At 72.7% G+C, this 20,461-nt stretch carries 20 protein-coding genes and 2 pseudogenes; 13 read left to right on the top strand and 9 right to left on the bottom strand.

Translation table 11 applies throughout. The features are described from left to right. Position 1: 1 nt before the first annotated feature. The gene (locus JW613_RS27230) at positions 2 to 907 is read left to right on the top strand and encodes a sigma-70 family RNA polymerase sigma factor (protein ID WP_209213536.1); all 906 of its coding nucleotides are present in this window, start codon (positions 2 to 4) and stop codon (positions 905 to 907) included. A gap of 13 nt (positions 908 to 920) precedes the next feature. Here the strand turns inward: JW613_RS27230 and JW613_RS27225 are convergent, their stop codons facing one another. Continuing rightward, positions 921 to 2,063 (bottom strand): glycosyltransferase family 4 protein, encoded by a 1,143-nt coding sequence (locus JW613_RS27225; RefSeq protein WP_209213611.1) that lies wholly within the window; start codon positions 2,061 to 2,063, stop codon positions 921 to 923. Between the two features lie 88 nt (positions 2,064 to 2,151). Here JW613_RS27225 and JW613_RS27220 point away from each other — a divergent pair, with 88 nt between their 5' ends. Next, a complete protein-coding gene (locus JW613_RS27220) occupies positions 2,152 to 3,468 on the top strand; it encodes a glycosyltransferase 87 family protein (protein WP_307866056.1) in 1,317 nt (438 codons plus the stop codon). On the opposite strand, the gene JW613_RS27215 is transcribed toward JW613_RS27220, so the two are convergent. From JW613_RS27215 to JW613_RS27195, 5 genes are all read right to left on the bottom strand, one after another. After that, on the bottom strand, positions 3,422 to 4,654 hold the full coding sequence (locus JW613_RS27215; protein WP_307866055.1) for an eCIS core domain-containing protein: 1,233 nt from the start codon (positions 4,652 to 4,654) through the stop codon (positions 3,422 to 3,424). The two genes, JW613_RS27220 and JW613_RS27215, sit on opposite strands and share 47 nt — an antisense overlap. Before the next feature lie 34 nt (positions 4,655 to 4,688). After that, entirely contained in the window at positions 4,689 to 5,735 is a 1,047-nt protein-coding gene (locus JW613_RS27210) for a C40 family peptidase (RefSeq protein ID WP_209213534.1), read from the bottom strand. 217 nt (positions 5,736 to 5,952) lie between these two features. Continuing rightward, entirely contained in the window at positions 5,953 to 6,984 is a 1,032-nt protein-coding gene (locus tag JW613_RS27205) for a C40 family peptidase (protein WP_209213533.1), read from the bottom strand. A 349-nt stretch (positions 6,985 to 7,333) separates the two neighbouring features. After that, the gene (locus JW613_RS27200) at positions 7,334 to 8,767 is read right to left on the bottom strand and encodes an NYN domain-containing protein (RefSeq protein ID WP_372448004.1); all 1,434 of its coding nucleotides are present in this window, start codon (positions 8,765 to 8,767) and stop codon (positions 7,334 to 7,336) included. A 32-nt stretch (positions 8,768 to 8,799) separates the two neighbouring features. Beyond that, the gene (locus JW613_RS27195; RefSeq protein ID WP_099879966.1) at positions 8,800 to 9,039 is read right to left on the bottom strand and encodes a hypothetical protein; all 240 of its coding nucleotides are present in this window, start codon (positions 9,037 to 9,039) and stop codon (positions 8,800 to 8,802) included. Positions 9,040 to 9,368: 329 nt separating this feature from the next. On the opposite strand from JW613_RS27195, the gene JW613_RS27190 reads away from it, so the two are divergent. From JW613_RS27190 to JW613_RS27145, 10 genes and pseudogenes are all read left to right on the top strand, one after another. Next, positions 9,369 to 10,040: a rhomboid family intramembrane serine protease gene (locus tag JW613_RS27190; protein WP_209213608.1), complete on the top strand. Its 672-nt coding sequence runs from the start codon at positions 9,369 to 9,371 to the stop codon at positions 10,038 to 10,040. Next, entirely contained in the window at positions 10,037 to 10,318 is a 282-nt protein-coding gene (locus tag JW613_RS27185) for an Lrp/AsnC family transcriptional regulator (protein WP_099879968.1), read from the top strand. Before JW613_RS27190 ends, JW613_RS27185 begins: the two co-directional genes overlap by 4 nt. 91 nt (positions 10,319 to 10,409) lie before the next feature. Beyond that, a complete protein-coding gene (locus JW613_RS27180; protein WP_209213532.1) occupies positions 10,410 to 10,766 on the top strand; it encodes a hypothetical protein in 357 nt (118 codons plus the stop codon). Positions 10,767 to 10,842: 76 nt separating this feature from the next. Next, positions 10,843 to 12,229, top strand: a pseudogene (locus tag JW613_RS27175) (sensor histidine kinase). After that, entirely contained in the window at positions 12,226 to 12,885 is a 660-nt protein-coding gene (locus JW613_RS27170; protein ID WP_099879974.1) for a response regulator transcription factor, read from the top strand. Before JW613_RS27175 ends, JW613_RS27170 begins: the two are co-directional and overlap by 4 nt. Before the next feature lie 80 nt (positions 12,886 to 12,965). Beyond that, complete coding sequence (locus tag JW613_RS27165) at positions 12,966 to 14,417, top strand: SLC13 family permease (protein ID WP_209213531.1); 1,452 nt, start codon at positions 12,966 to 12,968, stop codon at positions 14,415 to 14,417. A 43-nt stretch (positions 14,418 to 14,460) separates the two neighbouring features. Next, the gene (locus JW613_RS27160; RefSeq protein ID WP_209213530.1) at positions 14,461 to 15,678 is read left to right on the top strand and encodes a glycerate kinase family protein; all 1,218 of its coding nucleotides are present in this window, start codon (positions 14,461 to 14,463) and stop codon (positions 15,676 to 15,678) included. Next, positions 15,675 to 16,031, top strand: coding sequence for a hypothetical protein (locus tag JW613_RS27155; RefSeq protein ID WP_209213529.1), 357 nt, complete (start codon positions 15,675 to 15,677; stop codon positions 16,029 to 16,031). The genes JW613_RS27160 and JW613_RS27155 overlap by 4 nt, the downstream gene beginning before the upstream one ends. Before the next feature lie 57 nt (positions 16,032 to 16,088). After that, entirely contained in the window at positions 16,089 to 16,919 is an 831-nt protein-coding gene (locus JW613_RS27150) for a MerR family transcriptional regulator (protein ID WP_209213528.1), read from the top strand. After that, the gene (locus JW613_RS27145) at positions 16,916 to 17,476 is read left to right on the top strand and encodes a GyrI-like domain-containing protein (protein WP_209213527.1); all 561 of its coding nucleotides are present in this window, start codon (positions 16,916 to 16,918) and stop codon (positions 17,474 to 17,476) included. The genes JW613_RS27150 and JW613_RS27145 overlap by 4 nt, the downstream gene beginning before the upstream one ends. A 12-nt stretch (positions 17,477 to 17,488) precedes the next feature. Here the strand turns inward: JW613_RS27145 and JW613_RS27140 are convergent. Together JW613_RS27140 and JW613_RS27135 are read right to left on the bottom strand one after the other, a co-directional pair. Continuing rightward, a pseudogene (locus tag JW613_RS27140) lies at positions 17,489 to 18,124 on the bottom strand (SDR family oxidoreductase). Positions 18,125 to 18,283: 159 nt separating this feature from the next. Continuing rightward, positions 18,284 to 18,988 (bottom strand): LbetaH domain-containing protein, encoded by a 705-nt coding sequence (locus JW613_RS27135; RefSeq protein ID WP_209213526.1) that lies wholly within the window; start codon positions 18,986 to 18,988, stop codon positions 18,284 to 18,286. A gap of 80 nt (positions 18,989 to 19,068) precedes the next feature. Between JW613_RS27135 and JW613_RS27130 the strand changes: the two genes are divergently transcribed. After that, on the top strand, positions 19,069 to 19,944 hold the full coding sequence (locus tag JW613_RS27130) for a glycosyltransferase family 2 protein (protein WP_209213525.1): 876 nt from the start codon (positions 19,069 to 19,071) through the stop codon (positions 19,942 to 19,944). Here the strand turns inward: JW613_RS27130 and JW613_RS37115 are convergent. Further along, positions 19,941 to 20,387, bottom strand: coding sequence for an NAD-dependent epimerase/dehydratase family protein (locus JW613_RS37115; RefSeq protein WP_504739762.1), 447 nt, complete (start codon positions 20,385 to 20,387; stop codon positions 19,941 to 19,943). The two genes, JW613_RS27130 and JW613_RS37115, sit on opposite strands and share 4 nt — an antisense overlap. Positions 20,388 to 20,461: the final 74 nt, after the last annotated feature.

Genomic DNA, 20,461 nt, shown 5'->3' with positions numbered 1-20,461 from the left:
GATGGACGAGCTGACCGGGCTGGCCGGGCGATTCGAGGAGAACCGCGGCCTGCTGCTGGCCGTCTCCTACCGGATGCTCGGCTCGCTCAGCGAGGCGGAGGACGCCGTGCAGGAGGCCTGGCTGAGGCTGAGCCGTACGGACGCCGACGCCATCGACAATCTGCCCGCCTGGCTGCGTACCGTCGTCTCCCGCGTCTGTCTGGACATGCTGCGCGCCCGCGCCGCCCGCCCCGAGGAGCCGGTGGGAGGGCAGGTGCCGGAAGGCTTCCCGCAGGAGGAGGGGGACGGTCCGGAGGAGGAGGCGGTGCTGGCCGACTCGGTGGGCAGGGCGCTGCTCGTCGTCCTGGGCACGCTCGGCCCCGCCGAGCGGGTCGCGTTCGTGCTGCACGACATGTTCGCCGTGCCGTTCGAGCAGATCGCGCCGCTGGTCGAACGTTCCCCGGTCGCCACCAAGAAGCTCGCCAGCCGCGCCCGCAGCCGGGTACGGGGCACGCCTGCCCTGCCCGCCGGAGAGGTGGCCGAGCAGCGCTCGCTCGTCGAGGCGTTCCTGGCCGCCGCACGCGGCGGGGACCTGTCCGCGCTGCTCGCCGTGCTCGCGCCCGATGTGGTGCGGCGCAGCGATCCGGCCGTACTGCCCGCGGGCGCCGCCGAGCTGGTGCGGGGGGCGGACGCCGTGGCGCGGGGCACGGTGCTGCTGGCCCAGCGGTCGCGGTACGCGCAGACCGCGCTGGTGGACGGGGCCGTGGGAGCCGTCGTGGCGCCGCGCGGAAGGCTGCTGTGCGCGCTCACATTCAGCTGCGAGGCCGGCCGGATCGCGGCGTACGAGGTGATCGCGGACCCGGCGCGGCTCGCCGGTCTGGAGCTGGCGCTGCTCGATCCGCTGCCGGCCGCGGCCGGCAGCGGTTGAGCGCGGGCCGGGTTCACAGCAGTTCGCGCAGCTTCTCGGCGAGCAGGTCCCAGCGCCAGCGCTCCTCGACCCAGCGGCGGCCCCTGGCTCCCATGCGGGAGCGCAGTTCGGGGTCGCGGAGCAGTTCGACCAACCGGTCGGCCGTGAGCTCCGGGTCGCCGCCGGGGACGACCCAGCCGGTCTCGCCGGGCAGCACGGCGTCCGGCGCTCCCCCGGAGTCGCCGGCCACGACGGGCAGCCCGGTGGCGGAGGCCTCCAGATAGACGATGCCGAGCCCCTCCACGTCCAGCCCGCCGCGGCGGGTGCGGCACGGCATCGCGAAGACGTCGCCCGCGCCGTAGTGCGCGGGCAGTTCCTCCCAGCTGACCGGGCCGGTGAAGTGCACGGCGTCGGTCAGCCCCCGGGAGGCGGCCAGCTTCTCCAGCTCGGCGCGGTAGGGGCCGCCGCCGACGATCAGCAGCACCGCTTCGGGTACGGCTTCCAGCACCCGGGGCATGGCCTCGATGAGGGTGTCCTGGCCCTTGCGGCGGACGAGACGGGAGACGCAGACGACGACGGGCCGGTCGGTCAGTCCGAGCCGGGCGCGCACCGCGTCGCCGCCGGAGCCGGGGTGGAAGGTCTTCTCGTCCACGCCGGGCGGCAGCTGCGCCATCCGCGCTGCGGCCTCGCCGGTGAGGGCGCGGGCGATCCTGCGGCGGGTGTACTCACCGAGGTAGGTGAGGGTGTCGGTCTCCTCGCCGATCCGCCGCAGCAGGCTGCGGGCCGCCGGGAGCTGCGCCCAGCCCGCCTCGTGGCCGTGCGTGGTCGCCACGATCCGCTCGGCGCCCGCCTTGCGCAGTGCGGGCGCCATCAGCCCCAGCGGAGCGGCGGCGCCGAACCACACCGCGCGGCAGTCGTGCTCGCGCAGCAGCGAGACGGCACGCTTGGTCACGCGCCGAGTGGGCAGCAGCATCGTCGTACGGTCGCGGACGACCGTGAAGGGCTGCTCGGCGTCGAACGCCGCCGTGGCTTCCGCGCCCTCGGCGCCCCGCTTCCAGGTGGAGGCGTAGACGACGACCCGGTCCGGGTCCAGGCGCAGCGCCATGCTGTGCAGGAACGCCTGGATGCCGCCGGGGCGGGGCGGGAAGTCGTTGGTGACGATCAGGGTCTTGGGCATCGTCTTGGGCATCGCGGCTGACAGTACCGCGTGCCGGGACGGGCCGGGCGGGCAGAGTGTGGTGGGAAGGACAGGGGTGCGGGGCGAGGTGAACAGAGCCCGCGGTGCGGTGGTGTCCGGGCTGGTGTGGGCGGTCACCCGGGTGGTGCTGCTGCTGTACGTGTGCAAGGTCTTGACCGTGCCCGGCGGTATGGACATCACCTCCGACGTCTCGGTGATCTACCACGGCTGGTTCGACCGGCTGAGCGACGGAACGTTTCCGTCCGGTGATGTGACATGGCAGTACCCGCCCGCCGCGGCCCTGGTGATCCTCTCCCCCGGGCTGCTCACCGGGGTCGGTCTGCTCGACTACACCTCCGCGTTCTTCGCGCTCGCCTGCGCCGCCGACGCGCTGGTGTTCGGACTGCTGCTGTACGCCGTACGACAGCGCGGCCCGCGGGACGCGGAAGCCGGCACCCGGCGGCGCGCCGGGGTGTGGGCGTGGGTCGTCGGGGTGCCGCTGCTGGGGCCGACGGCGTACGCGCGCTACGACCTGATGGTCACGGCGCTCGCCGTCGCCGCGCTGCTGGCCGCCGCACGGCACCCGCGGACCGCGGGGGTGCTGGCCGGGGTGGGCGCCTTGGTGAAGGTGTGGCCGGTGCTGCTGCTGCTCGGTACGCCGCGCGGCCGGGCGACACGGATCCTCTGGCTGAGCGCCCTGGTGACCGTGGTGGTGGTGACCGCCGGCTTCGCCGCCACGATGCCGGGCGCGCTGGACTTCCTGTCCGCGCAGGGCGGCCGGGGCACCGAGGTGGAATCGGTCTCCTCGCTGGCGCTGCACGCCGCCCGGCAGTTCGGCTGGGAGGGCCAGGTGCTGCTGCGCTACGGCTCCATGGAGTTCGTGGGGCCGGGCGTGCGGACGGTGAGCAACGTGGCCGTCGTACTGACGGGCGCGGGTTTCGGCTGGCTGGTGCTGTGGCGGCTGCGGGCACGCACCTGGACCCCCGCCACCGTGGCGGACACCGCGTTCACCGCCGTGCTGGTCTTCGTCGTCACCAGCCGGGTGCTGAGCCCGCAGTACCTGGTCTGGCTGGTGGGGCTGGCGGCGGTCTGTCTGACCCTGCGGGCCAGCCGGCAGGCCCTGCCCGGCTGGTTGGTGGTCGTGGCCGCCGGACTGACCCAGTTGGAGTTCCCCGTCTGGTTCGCGGACGTGGTGGCCAGCGAGGGGAAGGGGGTGCTGGTGCTGGCCGTACGGAACGTGCTGCTGGTGGTGGCGACCGTGATCGCCGGCGTCCGGCTGTGGCGCTCCACCGTGCCCCGCGCAGCGGGAGGGACGCGCCCCGTCAGGAGCGCGTCCCTCCCCCGGAGCACCGCAGGGGTCACGGCTCCAGCTGCCGACCTGCATAGGCGCGCCAGCGGGCGGTGAATCGGTGGGTGTCGACACCGAGGACGGCTTTCAGCGCGGCGTCGGTGTCAGGGCGTTCGCCCCCGTTCCCGCGGCCCGCGCGCTCGTAGAGGGCGAGCAGTTCGTCGGTGCCCCACTCCTCGGCGATCATGCGGCAGGCCAGCCAGCCGGACTCGTAGGCGCGGGCCAGCGCGTCGGGGTCGTTGCCGAAGCGGAAGTCGTCGTCGGAGGGGAGGGCGTTGGGCAGTTTCCGGTCGGCGACCGCGCGCGCCAGCTCCGGGGCGGCCTCGCGGGGGGTCAGTCGCGAGCCGCGGTAGCCGGCCCAGTCGGCGATGCCCTCGGAGAGCCACAGCGGCGTGGCGGAGGTGGTCTGCCGGCGGGTGGCGACATGGGTCGTCTCATGGGCGAGGACGACCTGCCGTCCCTCTTCGCTGAGCAGCCCGTAGGCACGGGGGTTGACGACTATGCGGTCGGCGTCGGTCCCGGCCGCGCCGGTCGCCTCCCCGGTGGTGACGGCGGCTATGCCCGCGTATGTCCGGGAGTTCGCGTCGGGCGGGCCCAGCAGCCGGGCCATCTGCCGCGTCGAGGCGGGCGCCTCCAGCACCGTCTTGCGGGACCACGCGTTCGGCCACGTCCGGGCGACCGCGGGCACGGCGCGGTCGGCGGCGTCGGCGAGCGCCCGCAGCCCGGACCGCTGCCGCCCCACTCCCAGCACCAGGCTGTGCTCGCCCCGTACGACCGTCATGGCGCCCTGCTCCCACAGCTGGTGGTCGCTGCCGGGGGCCTCGTCGGCGAGGTGCCAGGCACCGTCACGCTGTACGAAGCGCAGCCGTTCGGTGTCGGTGGTGGTGACCCGGTCGTACCCCGCGAACCGGTAGCGCAAGGTGGCCTCGACGGTGGCGGCGCGGTCCCGCTCGGTGACCTGGCGCACGTCGTAGGACCACTCGGCCAGCGGCAGCTTCCGCAGATTGCGGAAGACCTGCCGCTGCGCGTCGCGGTGGTCGGGGGCGCCCGGATCGACGGGGGCGAGGTAGCCGTGCTCGTCCCCGCTGCGCACTGCGGCGGCCTGGCGGTCGAGGATCTGCTGGAACGGGGCGTGCTGCCGGCCGTCCGCGCGCACACAGGCGCCGAGCCCGCACAGCAGGGCGAGCGCTGCCGTACCGCTCAGCGCCCGCCCGTAGTGCATCCACTGCCACCGCTCACCCACTCCACCGAGGGTACGGGGGCGCGAAGCGGGCCGATCAGGGCCTGGTGACGGAGGAGACCGGCATCATGCCGACCGGGTCGTAGCGCACGGGGGCGCCCGGATGGGGGGCGTGCACGACCTGGCCGCCGCCCACGTACATGCCCACATGGCTGGCGTCGTCCCGGTAGATCACCAGATCGCCGGGGCGGGCCTGGCCGAGCGGGACCTGCCGGCCGGCCGAGCGCTGCGCCTGGGAGGTGCGCGGAATGGAGATGCCCGCCTGTTTGTACGCCCACTGGGTGAGCCCCGAGCAGTCGAAGGACCCCGGCCCGGCCGCACCCCACGCGTAGGGGCGCCCCAGCGCCGACTTGACGGCGGCGACGGCCGCGGCAGCCCGCTCGGAGGACGGTTCGGCGCCGCCGGGGCCCGCACCGGCCGCCTCCTTCCCGGACCGATGGCTGTTGCGGGAGGCGCGCTCCTCGGGCGAGAGCTGGTCGAGCAGCCGCCGGGCCGCGGCCAGCTTCTGCTGGACGTCCTTCTTCTGGCGCTGCAGCGTCTTTTGGAGGCCGTCGAGCTGTTCGAGCTTGTCGGACGCCTCGCTGCGCCGCTGCTCCAGATCGCGCTGGGCGGACTGGAGCCGGCGCAGCTTGAGCAGTTGGCGGCTGCTGATGCGATCGAGGGTGGCGGCCTTGTCGAGGAAGCTGTCCGGGTCGGTGGTGAGCATCAGCGCCACGGTCGGGTCGATGCCTCCCGAGCGGTACTGCGCGCCCGCGAGGGAGCCGAGGGAGTCGCGCAGCCGATTGACCTTGGCCTGGCCGCGGGCGACGCCGTCCTGGGCGTTGGACACCTGCTCGCGCAGCTTCCCGGCGCGCTCCGCCACCCCGTTGTACTTCTCCGTCGCGACTTCCGCCTGCTCGTAGAGCCGGTCGACACGGGAGTTGAGGGCGGCTGCTGACGGTTGGTCGTCGGGCTTGGCGCCCGCCGGCGCCGACGGCACGAGCGCGGCTGCCGCGCCCGCAGCGGCGGCGGACAGCACGGTGACCCGCGCTGGCCAGCCCTGCCCGGGCTGCGGGGTACGTCGAGGGGACCGGTGCGATGCCACTGGAGGAGGCGTTCCTTCCGCTAGGCGACTTGCGCCCGCAGAATGTAGCCGTGCCCTTACAGGGGACAAAGGACCGTTCGGTGCCCGTAAGTCCTGCTCCGCGCCCCGGCGTTCGCCGATCACGCAGGTCACCGGCCGGGTCCGGGGGTCATCCGCACCCGGGTGGGTTCACTCGGACGAAGGACGTTTAGCGGTCATCACACTGGCTGCTGATCGGTCAGCCCACGCGGACACCGAACTGGAAGGGCATGTTGCCCATCGACTCGAAGCGCACGTTGGCACCCGGCTTGGGGGCGTGCAGCACCTGGCCGTTGCCGGCGTAGAGGCCGATGTGGTGCAGGTCGCTGTAGAACAGCACCAGGTCGCCCGGCTTGAGCTGGCTCTGGCTGGAGATGCGGGTTCCGGCGTTGGCCTGCGCCTGGGAGGTACGCGGCAGCGAGACACCCGCCTGCTTGTACGCCCACGAGGTCAGTCCGGAGCAGTCGAAGGAGCTGGGGCCGGTGGCGCCCCACACGTAGGGGCTGCCTATCTTGCCCTTGGCGGCGGCCAGCGCGGTGGCCGCATAGCCGGAGCCGGCGGGCAGCTTGCCCAGGTCGGCGCGGTCGCTGGAGGCGCGGTCGGCGCGCTCCTGCTTCTCGGCCAGCTTCGCCTTCTCCTTGGCGGTCAGCGTGTTGAGCAGCCGCTGGGCCTCGGCGAGCTTGCCCTGGATCTCGCTCTTCTTCTTGCCGAGCTCCTCGCGGGTGCTGGCGAGGTCCTTCAGCTTGCCTGCGGCCTCCTTGCGCTGCTGCGCGAGGCTGCGCTGCTTGGCCTGGATCTTCTTGAGCGCGCTGGCCTGCTTGGTGCTCAGCTGGTCCATGGCCGAGGCCTTGTCCAGGTAGTTGTCCGGGTCGGACGAGAGGAACAGCTGCACCGACGGGTCGATACCGCCCGTACGGTACTGCGCGGTGGCCATCGAACCGAGCTTGTCGCGCATGCTGTTGAGCTCACCCTGGCCGCGGGCGACGCTGTCCTGGAGGTTCTCGACCTCCTTGGAGAGCTTGGACTGCTTCTCCTTGGCGCCGTTGTACTTCTCGGTTGCGGCCTCGGCGTCCTCGTAGAGCTTGTCGACCTTCTCCTTGACGTCCTTCTTGGAGGACTGCGGGTCGGCGTGGGCCGCCTGGGAGGTGAGCGCTACAGCCGCGGCAGCGGTCATGGTGAAGACACTGACTCGTGCGCGACTCGGCTGCTTGGGACGACGGTGGGACGCCACTGGGGCGAGCTCCTTCTTCCTCAGCCGCCTGCCGGTCTGGTCATCTCCGGCTCCGCTTCTCAGGACTGGGCGATCCCGATCGGACGGAACGAGGCGGTCCTCCGCTGCCACCCCGGATAGGTGATCAACCGAGCGAAGGTTCGCGCCTGAGGTTAGCCACGCGTAGTGATCCGATCAAATCCCTCAGGGAAAAAGGCGTCTCACAGCCGCATTCTTTACCCGGCACCCACGCACGGCGAGCACCGCCTCACACAGCGCTCATCACCCGCGCGGCACGACAGGCAGGATGTCCCTTATGTGCAAAGGAGTTGAGAACGCGCACCAGCGGGCACATCAAGGCGCATACCGGTCAGCTGCGGGCAAGTCGCTTGAGGAGAAGCACGGAAGCCACCGGCCTGGCCCCGGCCGCCGCACAGCCGTCGGCGACCTCGCGGTCGCTGGAGACCACCACGACCGCGCGGCCCGGCGGTTCGGCGCGCACCAGACGGCGGATCAACTCGTCCGCAGTCTGGCCCGGTTTGGAGAAGAGCACCCGCACCCCGCGCGGCGGGGCCAGCAGCACGGGCGCGGCCAGTTCGGCGCCGTCGAAGACACAGGTGACCTCGGCGCCCGACTGGGCCGCCAGCACGGCGAGACCGCCCAGCAGCCGCAGCCGCTGCTTCTCCAGCGGCAGCGTGGGATAGCCGGTCTTGGTGACGTTGTAGCCGTCCACCACCAGATGGGCCTGGGGCAGGGCCAGCAGCTGGTCCAGCAGCGCCGGATCGGTCTCCGAAAGCGCCCGGGCCGCCACGTCCTTGGGCGACATCCGGCCCGGCTCCACGGCGTCGACCGTATCGGCGGGACGCGTCTCGGACGGTGGGAGCGCCAGTTCGCGGCGCAGCCCCTGGGCCGCGTCGAGCACGGTGTCGAGCAGCAGGCGCACCCGCATGTCCTCCACGCTGCGGCCCTCCCGCGCGGCACGCCGCCCCGCCTCCAGCGCGGACTCCGTCTCGGCGAGGCGCGACTTGAGCCGGCGCACCTCGCTGTCGAGCGCCGCCTTCTCCGTACCGGCCGCCGAGCGCACCGCGTCCAGCTCCTCCTGGAGCTTGCGCAGCGACGCCTCACGGCGGCGCACATCGGCCTGCGCACTGCGCAGCTTGCGCTGGGTGCCGTCCAGCTCCTTGCGCAGCGCCTCCAGTTCGCGGCGGCCCCGTTCGGCCTCGTCGCGGGCGGCGCCCCTGGCCTGGGACAGCTCGTCGCGCAGCCGGGCCAGCTCGCGCTGGGCCTCCTCGCCGGCGCGCTCGGCCTGGGCCCGCTGGGCCTCCTCACCCGCCGCCGCGACCAGCTTGGCCCAGCCGGACGGCCGCAGGATGTAGGCCGCAGCCGCCACGTCCACCGGGTCGGCGGCCGGAGGCGGTGTGCCCTCGTCGAGGGCGCCCGTCAGCTCGGGCAGCTGCTCGCGTACCCGGGAGGCGATGCGCTGCCGGAAGGCGGCGTCGCTCTCCAGCGCCGCCGCCATGGCGTTCCCGCCGAACTTGGCGCGCCGCTGCGGAGTGAAGCGGGCGTACTGCCGCAGCGGGGGTGGGAGTTCGGCGATGGTCAGCCCGCCCAGGGCGTCCCCGGTGAAGGCGACCACCCGCCGCCGCACCCGCTCCGGCAGCGGCCGCTCCAGGCTCTCCTGCTCGGCGGGGTCCGGGTCCGTCCGGGCCGCCGGGCCCTCAGCCGCCGCGCGGGCAGCGGGCCCGGCTTCCTTCCCGGCAGCCGGTTCCGGCTGCCGAGGGTCGCCGCCCGTCCGTTCCTCCACCGGTCACACCTGCCGTCTCTGAGCCCTGAGCCCTACACCTGAGCGCTGGGCCGGTCCACCAGTTCGACCTGGTCCACGGCGTTGCACCATCTGCAGCGCACCGACTCGATGCTCTCACTGACCACGTCCCGCTCCTCGACCGTCGGCGCTCCGGCCAGGTCCAGATGGACGTACTCGACCACCTTGCTGGAACGGGTCACGTCGAACCGGGTGAGATTGCCGCACAGGGTGCAGCGCCAGCGCGTCTCGGCCGTCGGCGTGGGGACCGCCATCGTCTCGTCCTCTTTTCTTCGAAGGTCGAAGTCTCGAAGGTCTCGGCTGTCGATTCCGCGGAACACGTCACGGACATGCGGCGCGGGGTCACATCCCGTAAACCCTACGGCCTGGGACCGTCCGCGTGCCTCCGCGTGTGTCGAGGAGCATGCCCGGACACCGAGCGGTCCATGATCCGGTCATGGACGGCACCGACCGCGCCGACGCCGCGCACCCGGAGGGCGACGAGCCCACGCCCCGCACCGAGGCGGACCGCAGCGAGCCCCCGGGGCGCGTCGGGGCGTCCCACCGCGCGCACCCGGACCGTGCCCGGGCGGCGCGGCCCCTGATGACCTACACCCTGATCGGCTGCTGCTGCCTGGTCTTCCTGATCGGGCCGGCCTCCGGCTTCGTCCCCTCCTACGGTACGGGGCAGGCGCTCCAGGAAGCCCGGTCGGCCTACTTCAACCAGTGGGGCGTGGTGCCCCGCGCGCTGCTCAGCGGTGCCGTACGCCCGCTCACGACGCCGCTGACCGCGCTGTTCCTGCACGGCAATTGGCTGCATCTGCTCGGCAACCTGCTCTTCCTGTTCGTCTTCGGCGGCCTGGTCGAGCAGCGCATGGGGCCGGTCCGCTTCACCCTCTTCTATCTGGGCGCCGGCTATGTGGCCATGCTCTGCTACGCGGCGGCCCATCCCGCCTCGGGTGAGACGCTGGTCGGCGCCTCCGGGGCGATCTCGGCGGTACTGGGCGCCTTCCTCTATCTGCATCCGCACACCCGGGTGACCAGTGTCTTCCCCTTCCTGCTCTTCCTTCCGCTGCGCTTCCCCGCCTGGGTGGTGCTGCTGTTCTGGCTGACCCTGCAGTGGCTGTCCGCCAGGCAGGACGGCGACGGGCCCGGCGTCGCCCACCTGGCCCATGTGGTGGGTTTCACGCTGGGCTTCCTGTATGCCTGGCTCCACTACCGCCGGGCTAAAGTGACCGGGCCAACCCCGGCGTCAGAGGGAGAGACCCCACCGTGATCACTTCCATCGTCCTCATCCGGACGAGCACCGACCGCATCCCCGAGATCGCCGAGCAGATCGCCGCCATCGAGGGCGTCAGCGAGGTCTACTCCGTCACCGGTGCGCACGATCTGATCGCCATGGTCCGCGTCGCCCAGCACGACGATCTCGCCGACATCATCCCCGGCCGGATCAGCAAGGTCCCGGGCGTCGAGTCCACCGAGACGCACATCGCCTTCCGTACCTACTCCCAGCACGACCTGGAAACCGCCTTCGCCATCGGTCTCGACGCCTGACCGGGCCCGCGTCACCGGCGGCGGTGTCGATGAACGTTTCCTCATCCGCGCTTCATCACCGGGCACCGGTGGGCACGGCAGCGTGGCCCGTATGGCCTTCTCACACCGCATCGCGACCCTCACGGCCGTGGTGGCGATCCCGCTGGGCATCGCCGCCACCAGTTACGCGCTGACCGACAGCCCGGACCCGCCCGAGCCGCCCGCGAAGGTCGAGCTGGACAGCGAGAGCCCGTCCACCGGGAGCCCGCCCGCTCAGAGCCCGGACCCGTCCTCCTCCCCTTCGCAGAAGTCGCCCCGGCCGTCCGGGGACGAGACGGTCGGACCGCCCGCCACCGACGACACGAGCGACGATGACCGCAGCGAGGAAACGGACGACGGCAACGACGACGGCGGCCGGGACGACCGCGACGACTCCGGCGGCCGGGACGACGGCGGCGACGACGGCTGAGACCGCAGCCGGCGGCCCCGCGCGGCGGCCGTGGATCTCGGCCCGCGTCCGCATCCTGCTGTGGCTGCTGGCGGTCATGGCGGTGGCGCTCGGCACCGTCGCCACCACCACCAGGTCGATCCTGGTGCGGGACGTCGAACAGCGGGTGACCCGGCTGCTGGAGCAGGAGACCGGCGAGTTCGCCAACTTCGTCGAACGGGGCCAGGACCCTCGCACCGGGCGCCCCTTCACCGAGGCCAGGCGGCTGCTGAAGGTCTTCTTGGAGAGGCAGTACTCCGACCCGGACGAGGAACTGCTGGGTGTGGTGCGCGGCAAGGTGATCCGGCAGAGCCGGGACATCCCCTCCGCGCTGCCGCTGTACCAGGACAGGGCGGCGCTGCGCCGTATCACCTCGGGCGAGCGGCGCAGCGGCGTGCTGCACAGGCCGCAGGGCGAGGTGCGCTGGGCGCGCGTCGCGATCGAGCCGGGCGGCGGCTCGCCGTCGGGCACCTTCGTCGTCGCCATCCACGCCGACCGTGAACAGGCGGGGCCCGAGACGGTCTTCCGCATCCTGCTGGCCATATCCGGCGTCGCACTGCTGCTGACCTGCGGCATAGGCTGGGCCGTGGCGGGCCGCATCCTGGCTCCCGTACGGCTGGTGCGGACGACGGCGGCGCAGTTGACCGAGCAGGATCTGACCCGGCGCATCCCGGTGCGCGGCCGGGACGACATCTCGGCGCTGGCCGAGACCTTCAACGCCATGCTGGACCGGCTGGAGCGGGCCTTCGCGGCGCAGCGCCAGTTCGTGGACGACGCCGGGCACGAGCTGCGTACCCCCATCACCATCGTGCGGGGACATCTGGAGCTGATGGGGGACGGTCCGCAGGAACGGGAGGAGACCGTGCGGGTCGTCACCGACGAGCTGGACCGGATGAGCCGCATCGTGGAGGACCTAGCTCCTCGCCAAGGCCGAGCGGCCGGACTTCGTCACCCCCGAGCCGGTGGAGCTCGCCGAGCTGACGGCCGATGTCTTCGTCAAGGCGCGCGCGCTGGGCGAGCGGGCGTGGCAGCTGGCCGAGGTGGCGGAGGGCACGGTGCGGCTCGACCCGCAGCGCGTCACCCAGGCGATGGTGCAGCTCGCGCAGAACGCCGTCCAGCACACCGCCCGGGGCACGGCCGTACGCATCGGTTCGAGGCGCTGCCCCACCAGGCGCACGGTCGAGCTGTACGTCGCCGACAGCGGGCCCGGCGTCAGCGGGGCGGACGCCGAGCTGATCTTCGAACGCTTCCGCAGGGGCACCGCCCGGCGCGGCTCGCGCGGCAGCGGAGCCGGGCTCGGGCTCGCCATCGTGAAGGCCATCGCGGAGGGACATCCCTCGGGCCGGGTGGAGCTGCGGACCACGGCGGGCGGCGGGGCCACTTTCGTGCTCGTGCTGCCCGAGGCGGTGCCGGACCGGCCGGAGCAGGAGGAGGAAGAGCGATGACGCGGGTGCTGATCGTGGAGGACGAGGAGCGGATCGCCGCGTTCGTGGAGAAGGGGCTGCGCGCCAGCGGCTTCACCACGACGGTCGCCGCCGACGGGGACACCGCCTACGACTACGCCCACACCGGCGGTTTCGACCTGGTCATCCTCGACATCGGGCTGCCGGGCCGGGACGGTTTCACCGTGCTGCGGCAGCTGCGCGAGGCACGGGTGACGGTGCCGGTGATCGTGCTGACCGCGCGGGACTCGGTACGTGACACGGTCGCGGGGCTGGAGGGCGGCGCCGACGACTGGATGACCAAGCCGTTCCGCTTCGAGGAACTGCTGGCCCGGGTGCGGCTGCGGCTGCGCACGGCGGCACGGGAACCGGAGATCACCGTGCTGCGCAGCGGCGAGCTGTCACTGGACCTGCGCACCCGCCGGGCCCGTGCGGGCAGCCGGACGGTGGACCTGACGGCGCGGGAGTTCGTTCTGCTGGAGCTGTTCCTGCGCCACCCCGGACAGGTGCTGTCGCGGGAGCAGATCCTTTCGCACGTGTGGGGCTACGACTTCGACCCCGGCTCCAACATCGTGGACGTGTATGTGCGCGCCCTCCGCAAGAAGCTGGGCGCCGAGCGGGTGGAGACGGTGCGCGGGATGGGATACCGGCTGCCGTGAGCCGGGCCGGGCGGGCCGGATGAAACCGCCTTCATCAGGCGCTCATCGACGGCTCACCGCCGGGCCGAAGACTCGCAGGCATGACAGCGTCCGTCACCGGGCCGTCCGTCCGGAAGGCCCTCTCCCCCGCCACCCTCTGCGCGCTCTGCGTCGGGCTGAGCCTGTGCGCACTGCTCGCCGTCCCCGGCAACTTCCCCGGGCTGAGCGGGCAGGCGCGGCTGACCCTGGCCGTCTTCGCCCTGACGACGTGCGCATGGATCGGCACTCCGATCGACGACACCTATGTCGCGCTCGGCGGAGGGCTGGCGCTGGCCGCGACCGGGGTGATCAGCTCCGAGACGCTGTTCGGCACCCTGGGCGACGCCACGGTCTGGCTGCTGATCTGCGCGTTCGTCCTCGCGGCTGCCGTTACGCGCACGGGGCTGCCGACGCGGGCGGCCGCCTTTCTGGTCAGCGGCGCCCGATCGGTGCGGCAACTGGTCCATCTGACGACCGCGGCGCTGGTGGTGAGCGCGTTCGCGATACCCGCCACCTCGGGACGGGCGGCGCTGGCGCTGCCCGTCTTCCTCGCGCTCGCCGCCGCCCTGCGGGAACGGGCGCGGCTGGTGGTGATGCTCGCGCTGCTCTTCCCCACCGTCATCCTGCTGTCCGCGGTGGCGACGCTGATCGGCGCGGGCGCGCATCTGATCACCGTCAGCGTGCTGTGGGAGTCGACGGGGCAGCACATCGGCTTCACCCGGTGGCTGCTGCTGGGCCTGCCGCTGGCCGTCGCCTCCTCGCATCTGGCGGCCGAGGCGGTGCTGCTGACCACCACCCGGCGGGCTGATCGGCGCGAGGGGGTACGCGTCACCGTCGAGGACATCCAGCAGCACTCCACGACCCGGGTCACCGGACCGCTGTCCCCGCCCCAGGCCCGTTCGGCGCTGCTGCTGGGCACGGTCGTCGTCCTGTGGTGCGCGGAGCCGCTGCACGGGGTCTCGCCCGCGCTGGTCGCGCTGATCGGCGCCGTGGTCGCCGCCTCGCCCGCGCTGGGCACGGTCGGGCTGAAGGACGCGCTCAAGACGGTGCCGTGGTCGCTGCTGCTGTTCATGGCCGCGACGATGGCGATGGGCGTCGCCCTGTCGGCCTCGGGTGCCGCGCAGTGGCTGGTGGGCGGGTTGCCCGGGGGCGCGGCCGTACCGCCGTGGGCGTTCCTCGCGGGTGTCGTGGTGGTGAGCACGGCGGCGCATCTGCTGCTTCAGTCGCGGTCGGCGCGCTCCAGTGTGCTGGTGCCGCTCGTGGTCGCCGCGGCGGCGGGGGCGGGGGTCAACCCGGTGTCGGCCGCGCTCGCCTCCACGGCGGCGGCCGGCTTCTGCCACACGCTCCCCGCCTCGGCCAAGCCCGTGGCCCTCTTCGCCGGTCTCCCCGAGACCCCCACCTACACACCGCGCGACCTGCTGCGGCTGTCCGCCGTCCTGGCACCGCTGACGGCGCTGCTGGTCGTGGTGTTCGCCCTGGCGGTCTGGCCGCTGCTCGGCGTTCCCGTGCGCTGAGCCGCACCGCCCTTCCTCCTCCACTCTCATCCAGGAGCTTCGGATGCCGTTCCACTTCGCTCTCGCACCCGGCGGATTCAAGGAGTCCCTCTCCGCGCGGCAGGCCGCCGAGGCCATGGCTTCGGGCGTCCGCAGAGTCGCGCCAACAGCCACGCTCGACCTGATACCGCTGGTGGACGGCGGCGAGGGCACGGCCGAGGCGCTGGCCCTGGCGACCGGCGGCCGACTGGTGCACCGTGCGGCGACCGGCCCGGTCGGTGAGCCGGTGCCCACGCACTTCGCGCTCCTGGGCACGTCCGGGGCTCTCGGCACACGTCCCACCGCGGTGGTGGAGATGGCCGCGGTCGCGGGTCTCTCCCTGGTTCCGGCGGACCGCCGCGATCCGGGGGCGACGACCACGTACGGGGTCGGGGAGCTGATCCGGGCGGCGCTGGAGACCGGGGTGCGCCGGGTGATCGTCGGATGTGGCGACTCCGGCACCTCGGACGGCGGCGCCGGAGCGCTGCAGGCGCTGGGCGCGCGGCTGCTGGACGCGGACGGGGCGGAGCTGCCACCCGGCGGAGCCGCTCTGGCGCGGCTGGAGCGGATCGATCCGTCCGGTCTCGACCCCCGGCTGGCGCAGACCGAACTGCTGGCCGCCTGCAATCCGTTCAACGTGCTGTGCGGGCCCTCGGGGGTGGCCGGGGTCTTCGGGCCGCAGAAGGGCGCGACGCCCGCCCAGGTGCGGTCGCTGGCGGCGGCGCTGGAGCGGTGGGCGACGGTCCTGGCGCGGGATCTGATCCACAGCAGGGCGGCAGTCGACCTGCGCACCGGTCCCGGTACGGGCGCCTCCGGCGGCCTGGGGGCCGGTCTGGCCGCACTCGGCACCCGGCTGCTGCCCCGGTTCGAGGTGCTGCTCGACCACCTCGACCTGGATGCCCGGCTCTCCCGCGCCGACCTCGTACTGACCGCCGAGGGCTCCTTGGACCGGCAGACCGCGCGCGGCAAGGTGCCCGCCGAAGTCGCCCGCCGCGCCAAGGGGTTCGGCAAGCCGGTACTGGCGCTGGCCGGCACCCTGGGCGAGGGCGCCGAGGAGACCCGCGCCACCGGCATCGACGCCTACCGCTCCATACTCCCCGCGCCGCTCGCCCTCTCCGACGCCCTCGCACTGGCGCCTCGCCATCTGGCCGACGCCACCGAACACGCCGTCCGCATGGTGCTGCTGGGCACCCGACTCCCCGTACGGCGGCAGCTGACCGGGGCCGGTAGCGTGGGGGAATGAGCACGGGGCAGGTTGCGACGACCACACTGTGGCGGCCCACCGGGCCGGCGGAGCTGGAGCTGGTACGGGAGCTGGGGTGGCGGGCGTGGCCGCCACGGTTGCCACAGCAGCCGATCTTCTATCCGGTGCTCAACGAGGACTACGCCGTGCGGATCGCCCGGGACTGGAACGTCAAGCACGACGGGGCGGGGTATGTGACCCGGTTCGAGGTCGACACGGAGTTCCTCGCGCGCTACCCCGTCCAGCAGGCGGGCGGCGAGACCATCCTCGAACTGTGGGTCCCGGCCGAGGAGCTGGCGGAGTTCAACGCGCACATCGTCGGGACGATCGAGGTCGTGCACGAGTTCCGGTGAACCGACGCACCGGACGGGGATGGACTCTCCCTCCGTGGGAGAGTCCATTGTTGTCCCGTGAACGACGACCACCTGTTGTCCATCGGACAGTTCGCCCGCCTGGCCCGGCTCAGCGTCAAACAGCTGCGGCACTACGCCGACCTGGGCCTGCTGCCTCCCGCCCGGGTGGACCCCGCCACCGGGTACCGCTACTACCGCGCCGGTCAGGCCCGCGACGCACTGACCGTCGGGCTGCTGCGCTCCCTCGACGTGCCGTTGCCCGTCGTCGCGGAGGTGCTGCGCGGGGAGCCCGACGCCGACGGCGCGCTGGCGGCCGTACGGGACCAGCTCGACGAGGAGCTGGCCCGGCGGCAGCAGGGCCTCGCCGCGCTGGAACGGATCCTGGAGCGAGGGCTGCCCGGCTCCGACACCACCGAGGTCACCCTCCGCGAGGAGCCCCCGCAGCGGGTCGCTCTCGTACGGGACGTCGCCTCCTCGCCGTACGGCATCGGGCGGGTCACCTCGCAGTGCGTGGCCCGGCTGCTGCCACTGCTCCCGCGCGACCGCCCTCCCCGGCTCACCGGGCTCTTCCCCCTCGACATGGGCGAGCAGATCCCGATCACGATCACCGCCGCGCTGGAGGAAGGGGCCCCGGCGCCGGAGTCCGCCGCGGTCGACCTGCTGCCCGGCGGGATGTTCGCCCGCGCCACCCACCTGGGCCCGTACGCGCAGATGCCGCTGACCGCGCACGCCCTGCTGGCCTGGTGCGCAGAGCACGGCCACGACCCCGCCGGACCGCTGCGTGAGGTCTACGTCAGCGACCCCGCCACCACCCCGCCCGAGCAGCTCGTCACCTATCTGCTGGTTCCGGTGCACGAGACGCCTCAACCGAACGGAACGCTCGTATGAGGACCCATACCGCTTCCTGGTACACCGCCGCCGACGACCCCGAGTCGGCCGAGTTCGGGCCCGTGCGCGGCCTGGGAGTCACCGGGCGGGGAGAACCCGGCGGCGAGGAGTACGGAATCTGCGTACGCGCCCTGTACGCCGTCGCCGGCGCGCTGCCGGGCGCCGGGCCGGTACCGCTGGAGGGCCGGTGGTGGGTGGAGGACCCGCGCCCGCCTTTGGAGGTGGAGCGGGCGCTGTGGCGGTGGCACCTCTTCCTGCGGCTGCCGGACGAGCTGGACCCCGCGCTCGTCGATCAGGCCCGGGAAGCGGCGCGCCCCTCGGGCGCGGCAGTCGACCGGGTACAGCTGGTGACCTTCACCGAGGGCCGCTGCGTACAGCTGGTCCACCACGGGCCCTACGCCGACGAACCGGCCTCCCTCGCCCGCATGGACCGGTACATGCGGGACAACGGTCTGGTGCCGAACGGGCTGCACCACGAGATCTATCTGTCGGACGTGACGGAGACCGACCCCGCCAAAATGCGGACGCTGCTGCGCCACCCGTGCCGCCCCGCGTGAGGCGGGCCCTCGTCAGTTGGGCTGGCCCAGCAGGCGGACGGCGACGGTATTGACGTCGACGCCGGCCGGCCGGCCGAGGGCCCACACTATGGACTCGGCCACCTGGTCGGCGGTCAGCATCGGGCTGTCCGCGACACCGCCCCCGGTGACCGCGCGGCGAGCGTTCTCGGCGAGCCCGGTGACCGCCCACTTGGTCACCCCGTACAGGTTGCCGACCGTCGGGACGATGCCCGCGACGCTGCCGACCAGCACGATCCGCCCTCCCGTGACCCGCAACTGCTCCGTGGCCGCCCGGATCAGAGCCGGACTTGAGGACATTGGTGAGCGCCATGTCCCGCCAGCCCGCGGGGGCGCCATCGGTGACGGTGTCGTGGGTGGCGAACCCCGCGTTCGCAACGGCGTTGTTGAGCCGCCCGAACCGTTCGACGGTCGCGTCCACGGCGGCCTGGACCGCCATGTGGTCGCCCGCGTCACCGGCCACCGTCAGCAACACTTCGGAGCCCCCGACCTCCGCCGCGACCGCCCCAGCCGCCGCTCATCCCGACCGGTGACGGCCACCCGATGCCCGACCCCCAACAACCGCCGCGCCACCGCAGCCCCAATACCGGCAGAGCCCCTCGTAATCAGCGTGACGGGTGAGTCGTTCATGAGTCCTCCAGGACAGCGATAGGGAGCGGACTGGCACGCCGGCCCCGGACGAACGCCGGTGCCCGAACGTCCTGGCGGTTACCGCCACTTCGAGTGCGCTCCAACGCAAGTCCCGCGTACGACACCGGGAGCTCCGGACGGGCGCATGCTGCCCTCGGGCTACGCCTGCCTCGTCCGGGGCCGCCGACGCACGCGTGCTTCGGCGGTGTGTGGTGCGGTCACGATGCTGCGCTCCGGGAGGGTGCGTCCGGCCAGAGTGACGCCGCTCGCGATCCGTGAGTATCGCCCGATCGCGAGCCCGGGACCCAGACTGATGTTGTTGCCGGTCTGGACGCCGTCGCCGAGGAGTGCACCAAAGCGAGGCGTTCCGCACCGGTAGATCCCCCCAGGCGCGCGGAAGCGGATCTCGCGCTCGGGCATGGACATGTGAGGGCTCCACATGCTGATCGCAGCGACGGTGACGTTGGCGGAGAGATGCGCCTCGTCACCGACGAGGGTTCTGTTGAGGCCGATGCGGTGCCCGAGAATCGTGCCTTCCCCGAGGAATGACCGGGTGACTTCGCAGTTGAAGCCGACGCTGACTCCCGCGCTGAGTACCGAGCCGGCCCGTACGGTGGAGAACTCCCACACCCGCACGCCGGGCCCGATGATGACGTCCTCTCCGATGAGGGCTGTTCGATGGATCTCAGCGGTGGGGTGGATGCGATGCGGGTGAGGGAGCCGTGCGAGGGCTTGGCGGTGCCAGTCCTCCCACGCCGCCAGGAAATCGGCCAACTCGGCGTCATCCAGATCGGCATATGGGGTGTCGGCGAGCATCCCTGCGCTCGGTGCGGTGAGGTAGTCGCCGATACGTAGACGGGGCATGAAGGCCTCTCTTCTGTAGTCGGCTCCACCACGCGGGTCGTTAGCATCTGCGTCAGTCCCGAGGAACGGAGCGTTCATCCGTGAGTCACCCGCGTATCGGCGTCGCCATCCTGACGATGGGAAACCGGCCCGACGAGCTGATGGAACTGCTGGAGTCGGTAGCTGTGCAGGAGACGCCCGCGCAGCGGGTGGTGGTGGTCGGGAACGGAGCGCCACTGCCCACGCTCCCGGACGGGGTGACCGGCCTCGAACTGCCGGAGAATCTGGGCGTGGCCGGCGGCCGGAACGCGGCCCTTGCCCACCTGGCTGAGTTCGGGGACGTCGATGTGGTGGTGGATCTGGACGATGACGGCCTGCTGATCAGCCCGGACGTCTTCACGCGCCTGGCCGCCCTGTACGAGCGGGACGAGCGGCTGGGTATCGTCAGCTTCCGGATCTGCGACGAGCGCGGCCGTACCCAGCGGCGCCATGTGCCCCGGCTGCGGGCCGGTGACCCGATGCGCGGCGGCCTGGTCACCACCTTCCTCGGCGGTGGCCACGCCCTCTCGGCCCGGATGCTGAAGCAGACCGGCGGCTGGCCGGACGCCTTCTTCTACGCCCACGAGGAGACCGACCTGGCCTGGCGCGCCCTGGACGCGGGGTGGAAGGTGCTCTACGAGCCCGCCCTGGTGCTCCAGCACCCGTGGACCTCGCCGACCCGGCACGCGGTCTTCCACCGCATGGTCGCCCGGAACCGGGTATGGCTGGCCAAACGCCACCTGCCCGCACCGCTCGTCCCCGCCTACCTCGGCGCCTGGAGCCTCCTCACCCTGGCCCGGACCCGCTCGTGGGGCGGGCTCCGCGCCTGGCTCGGAGGCTTCACCGAGGGCGTACGAACGCCGTGTCCACCCCGGCGCCCGATGCGGTGGGCCACGGTCTGGCACATGACCCGCCTTGGCCGCCCGCCGGTGCTCTAGACGCCCGAGGCCCGCTCGGCCAGCAACCACTCCGGTACCGCACCCGGCGTCTCGCCCAACCACCGCACATAGCGGGCCACCCCGTCGGCGACGGTGATGGACGGCTTCCACCCCAGCGTTGCGGCCAGCCGGTGAGGCGAGGCGTAGCCGCCCAGTGGGTCGCCAGGAGGCATCGGCGTCTCCAGCAACCGTGTGCCGGGGAAGGGTTCCGCGATCAGGTCGGCCACAGCGCGCACACTTGTAGGCGTTCCTGTTCCGACGTTGACGGTCTCGTTGTGCGCACGCGGTGCGACCAGGCTGCGCACCGTGGCGGTGGCCACATCGTCGACGTGCACCAGATCGCGGATCTGCCGGCCTCCGCCGTGCAGGTGCAGCGGCAGCCCCAGAGCGGCGCGCACGGCGAACCAGGCGACGACCCACGAGTGACTGTTCTCCTTGACCACCTGCGGTTCTCCGTAGACGGAGAAGTAGCGCAGGCATGGGAGATACCGACCGCGCCCAGCATCAGCCGCGTCTG

It is taken from the genome of Streptomyces smyrnaeus (assembly GCF_017676345.1).
In the GTDB taxonomy this organism is placed as follows: Bacteria; Actinomycetota; Actinomycetes; order Streptomycetales; family Streptomycetaceae; genus Streptomyces; species Streptomyces smyrnaeus.
Note: the sequence above shows the minus strand (reverse complement) of the source record. Positions and strands in the feature narration are given on the sequence as shown.

Bases quoted from the DNA above. Each gene is read 5' to 3' on its own strand.
- JW613_RS27145 (WP_209213527.1), top strand. From the start codon at position 16,916: ATGAGGACCCATACCGCTTCCTGGTACACCGCCGCCGACGACCCCGAG.
- JW613_RS27225 (WP_209213611.1), bottom strand. From the start codon at position 2,063: ATGCCCAAGACCCTGATCGTCACCAACGACTTCCCGCCCCGCCCCGGC.
- JW613_RS27160 (WP_209213530.1), top strand. From the start codon at position 14,461: ATGCCGTTCCACTTCGCTCTCGCACCCGGCGGATTCAAGGAGTCCCTC.
- JW613_RS27230 (WP_209213536.1), top strand. From the start codon at position 2: ATGGACGAGCTGACCGGGCTGGCCGGGCGATTCGAGGAGAACCGCGGC.
- JW613_RS27195 (WP_099879966.1), bottom strand. From the start codon at position 9,039: ATGGCGGTCCCCACGCCGACGGCCGAGACGCGCTGGCGCTGCACCCTG.
- JW613_RS27190 (WP_209213608.1), top strand. From the start codon at position 9,369: ATGACCTACACCCTGATCGGCTGCTGCTGCCTGGTCTTCCTGATCGGG.
- JW613_RS27165 (WP_209213531.1), top strand. From the start codon at position 12,966: ATGACAGCGTCCGTCACCGGGCCGTCCGTCCGGAAGGCCCTCTCCCCC.
- JW613_RS27180 (WP_209213532.1), top strand. From the start codon at position 10,410: ATGGCCTTCTCACACCGCATCGCGACCCTCACGGCCGTGGTGGCGATC.
- JW613_RS27170 (WP_099879974.1), top strand. From the start codon at position 12,226: ATGACGCGGGTGCTGATCGTGGAGGACGAGGAGCGGATCGCCGCGTTC.
- JW613_RS27155 (WP_209213529.1), top strand. From the start codon at position 15,675: ATGAGCACGGGGCAGGTTGCGACGACCACACTGTGGCGGCCCACCGGG.
- JW613_RS27135 (WP_209213526.1), bottom strand. From the start codon at position 18,988: ATGCCCCGTCTACGTATCGGCGACTACCTCACCGCACCGAGCGCAGGG.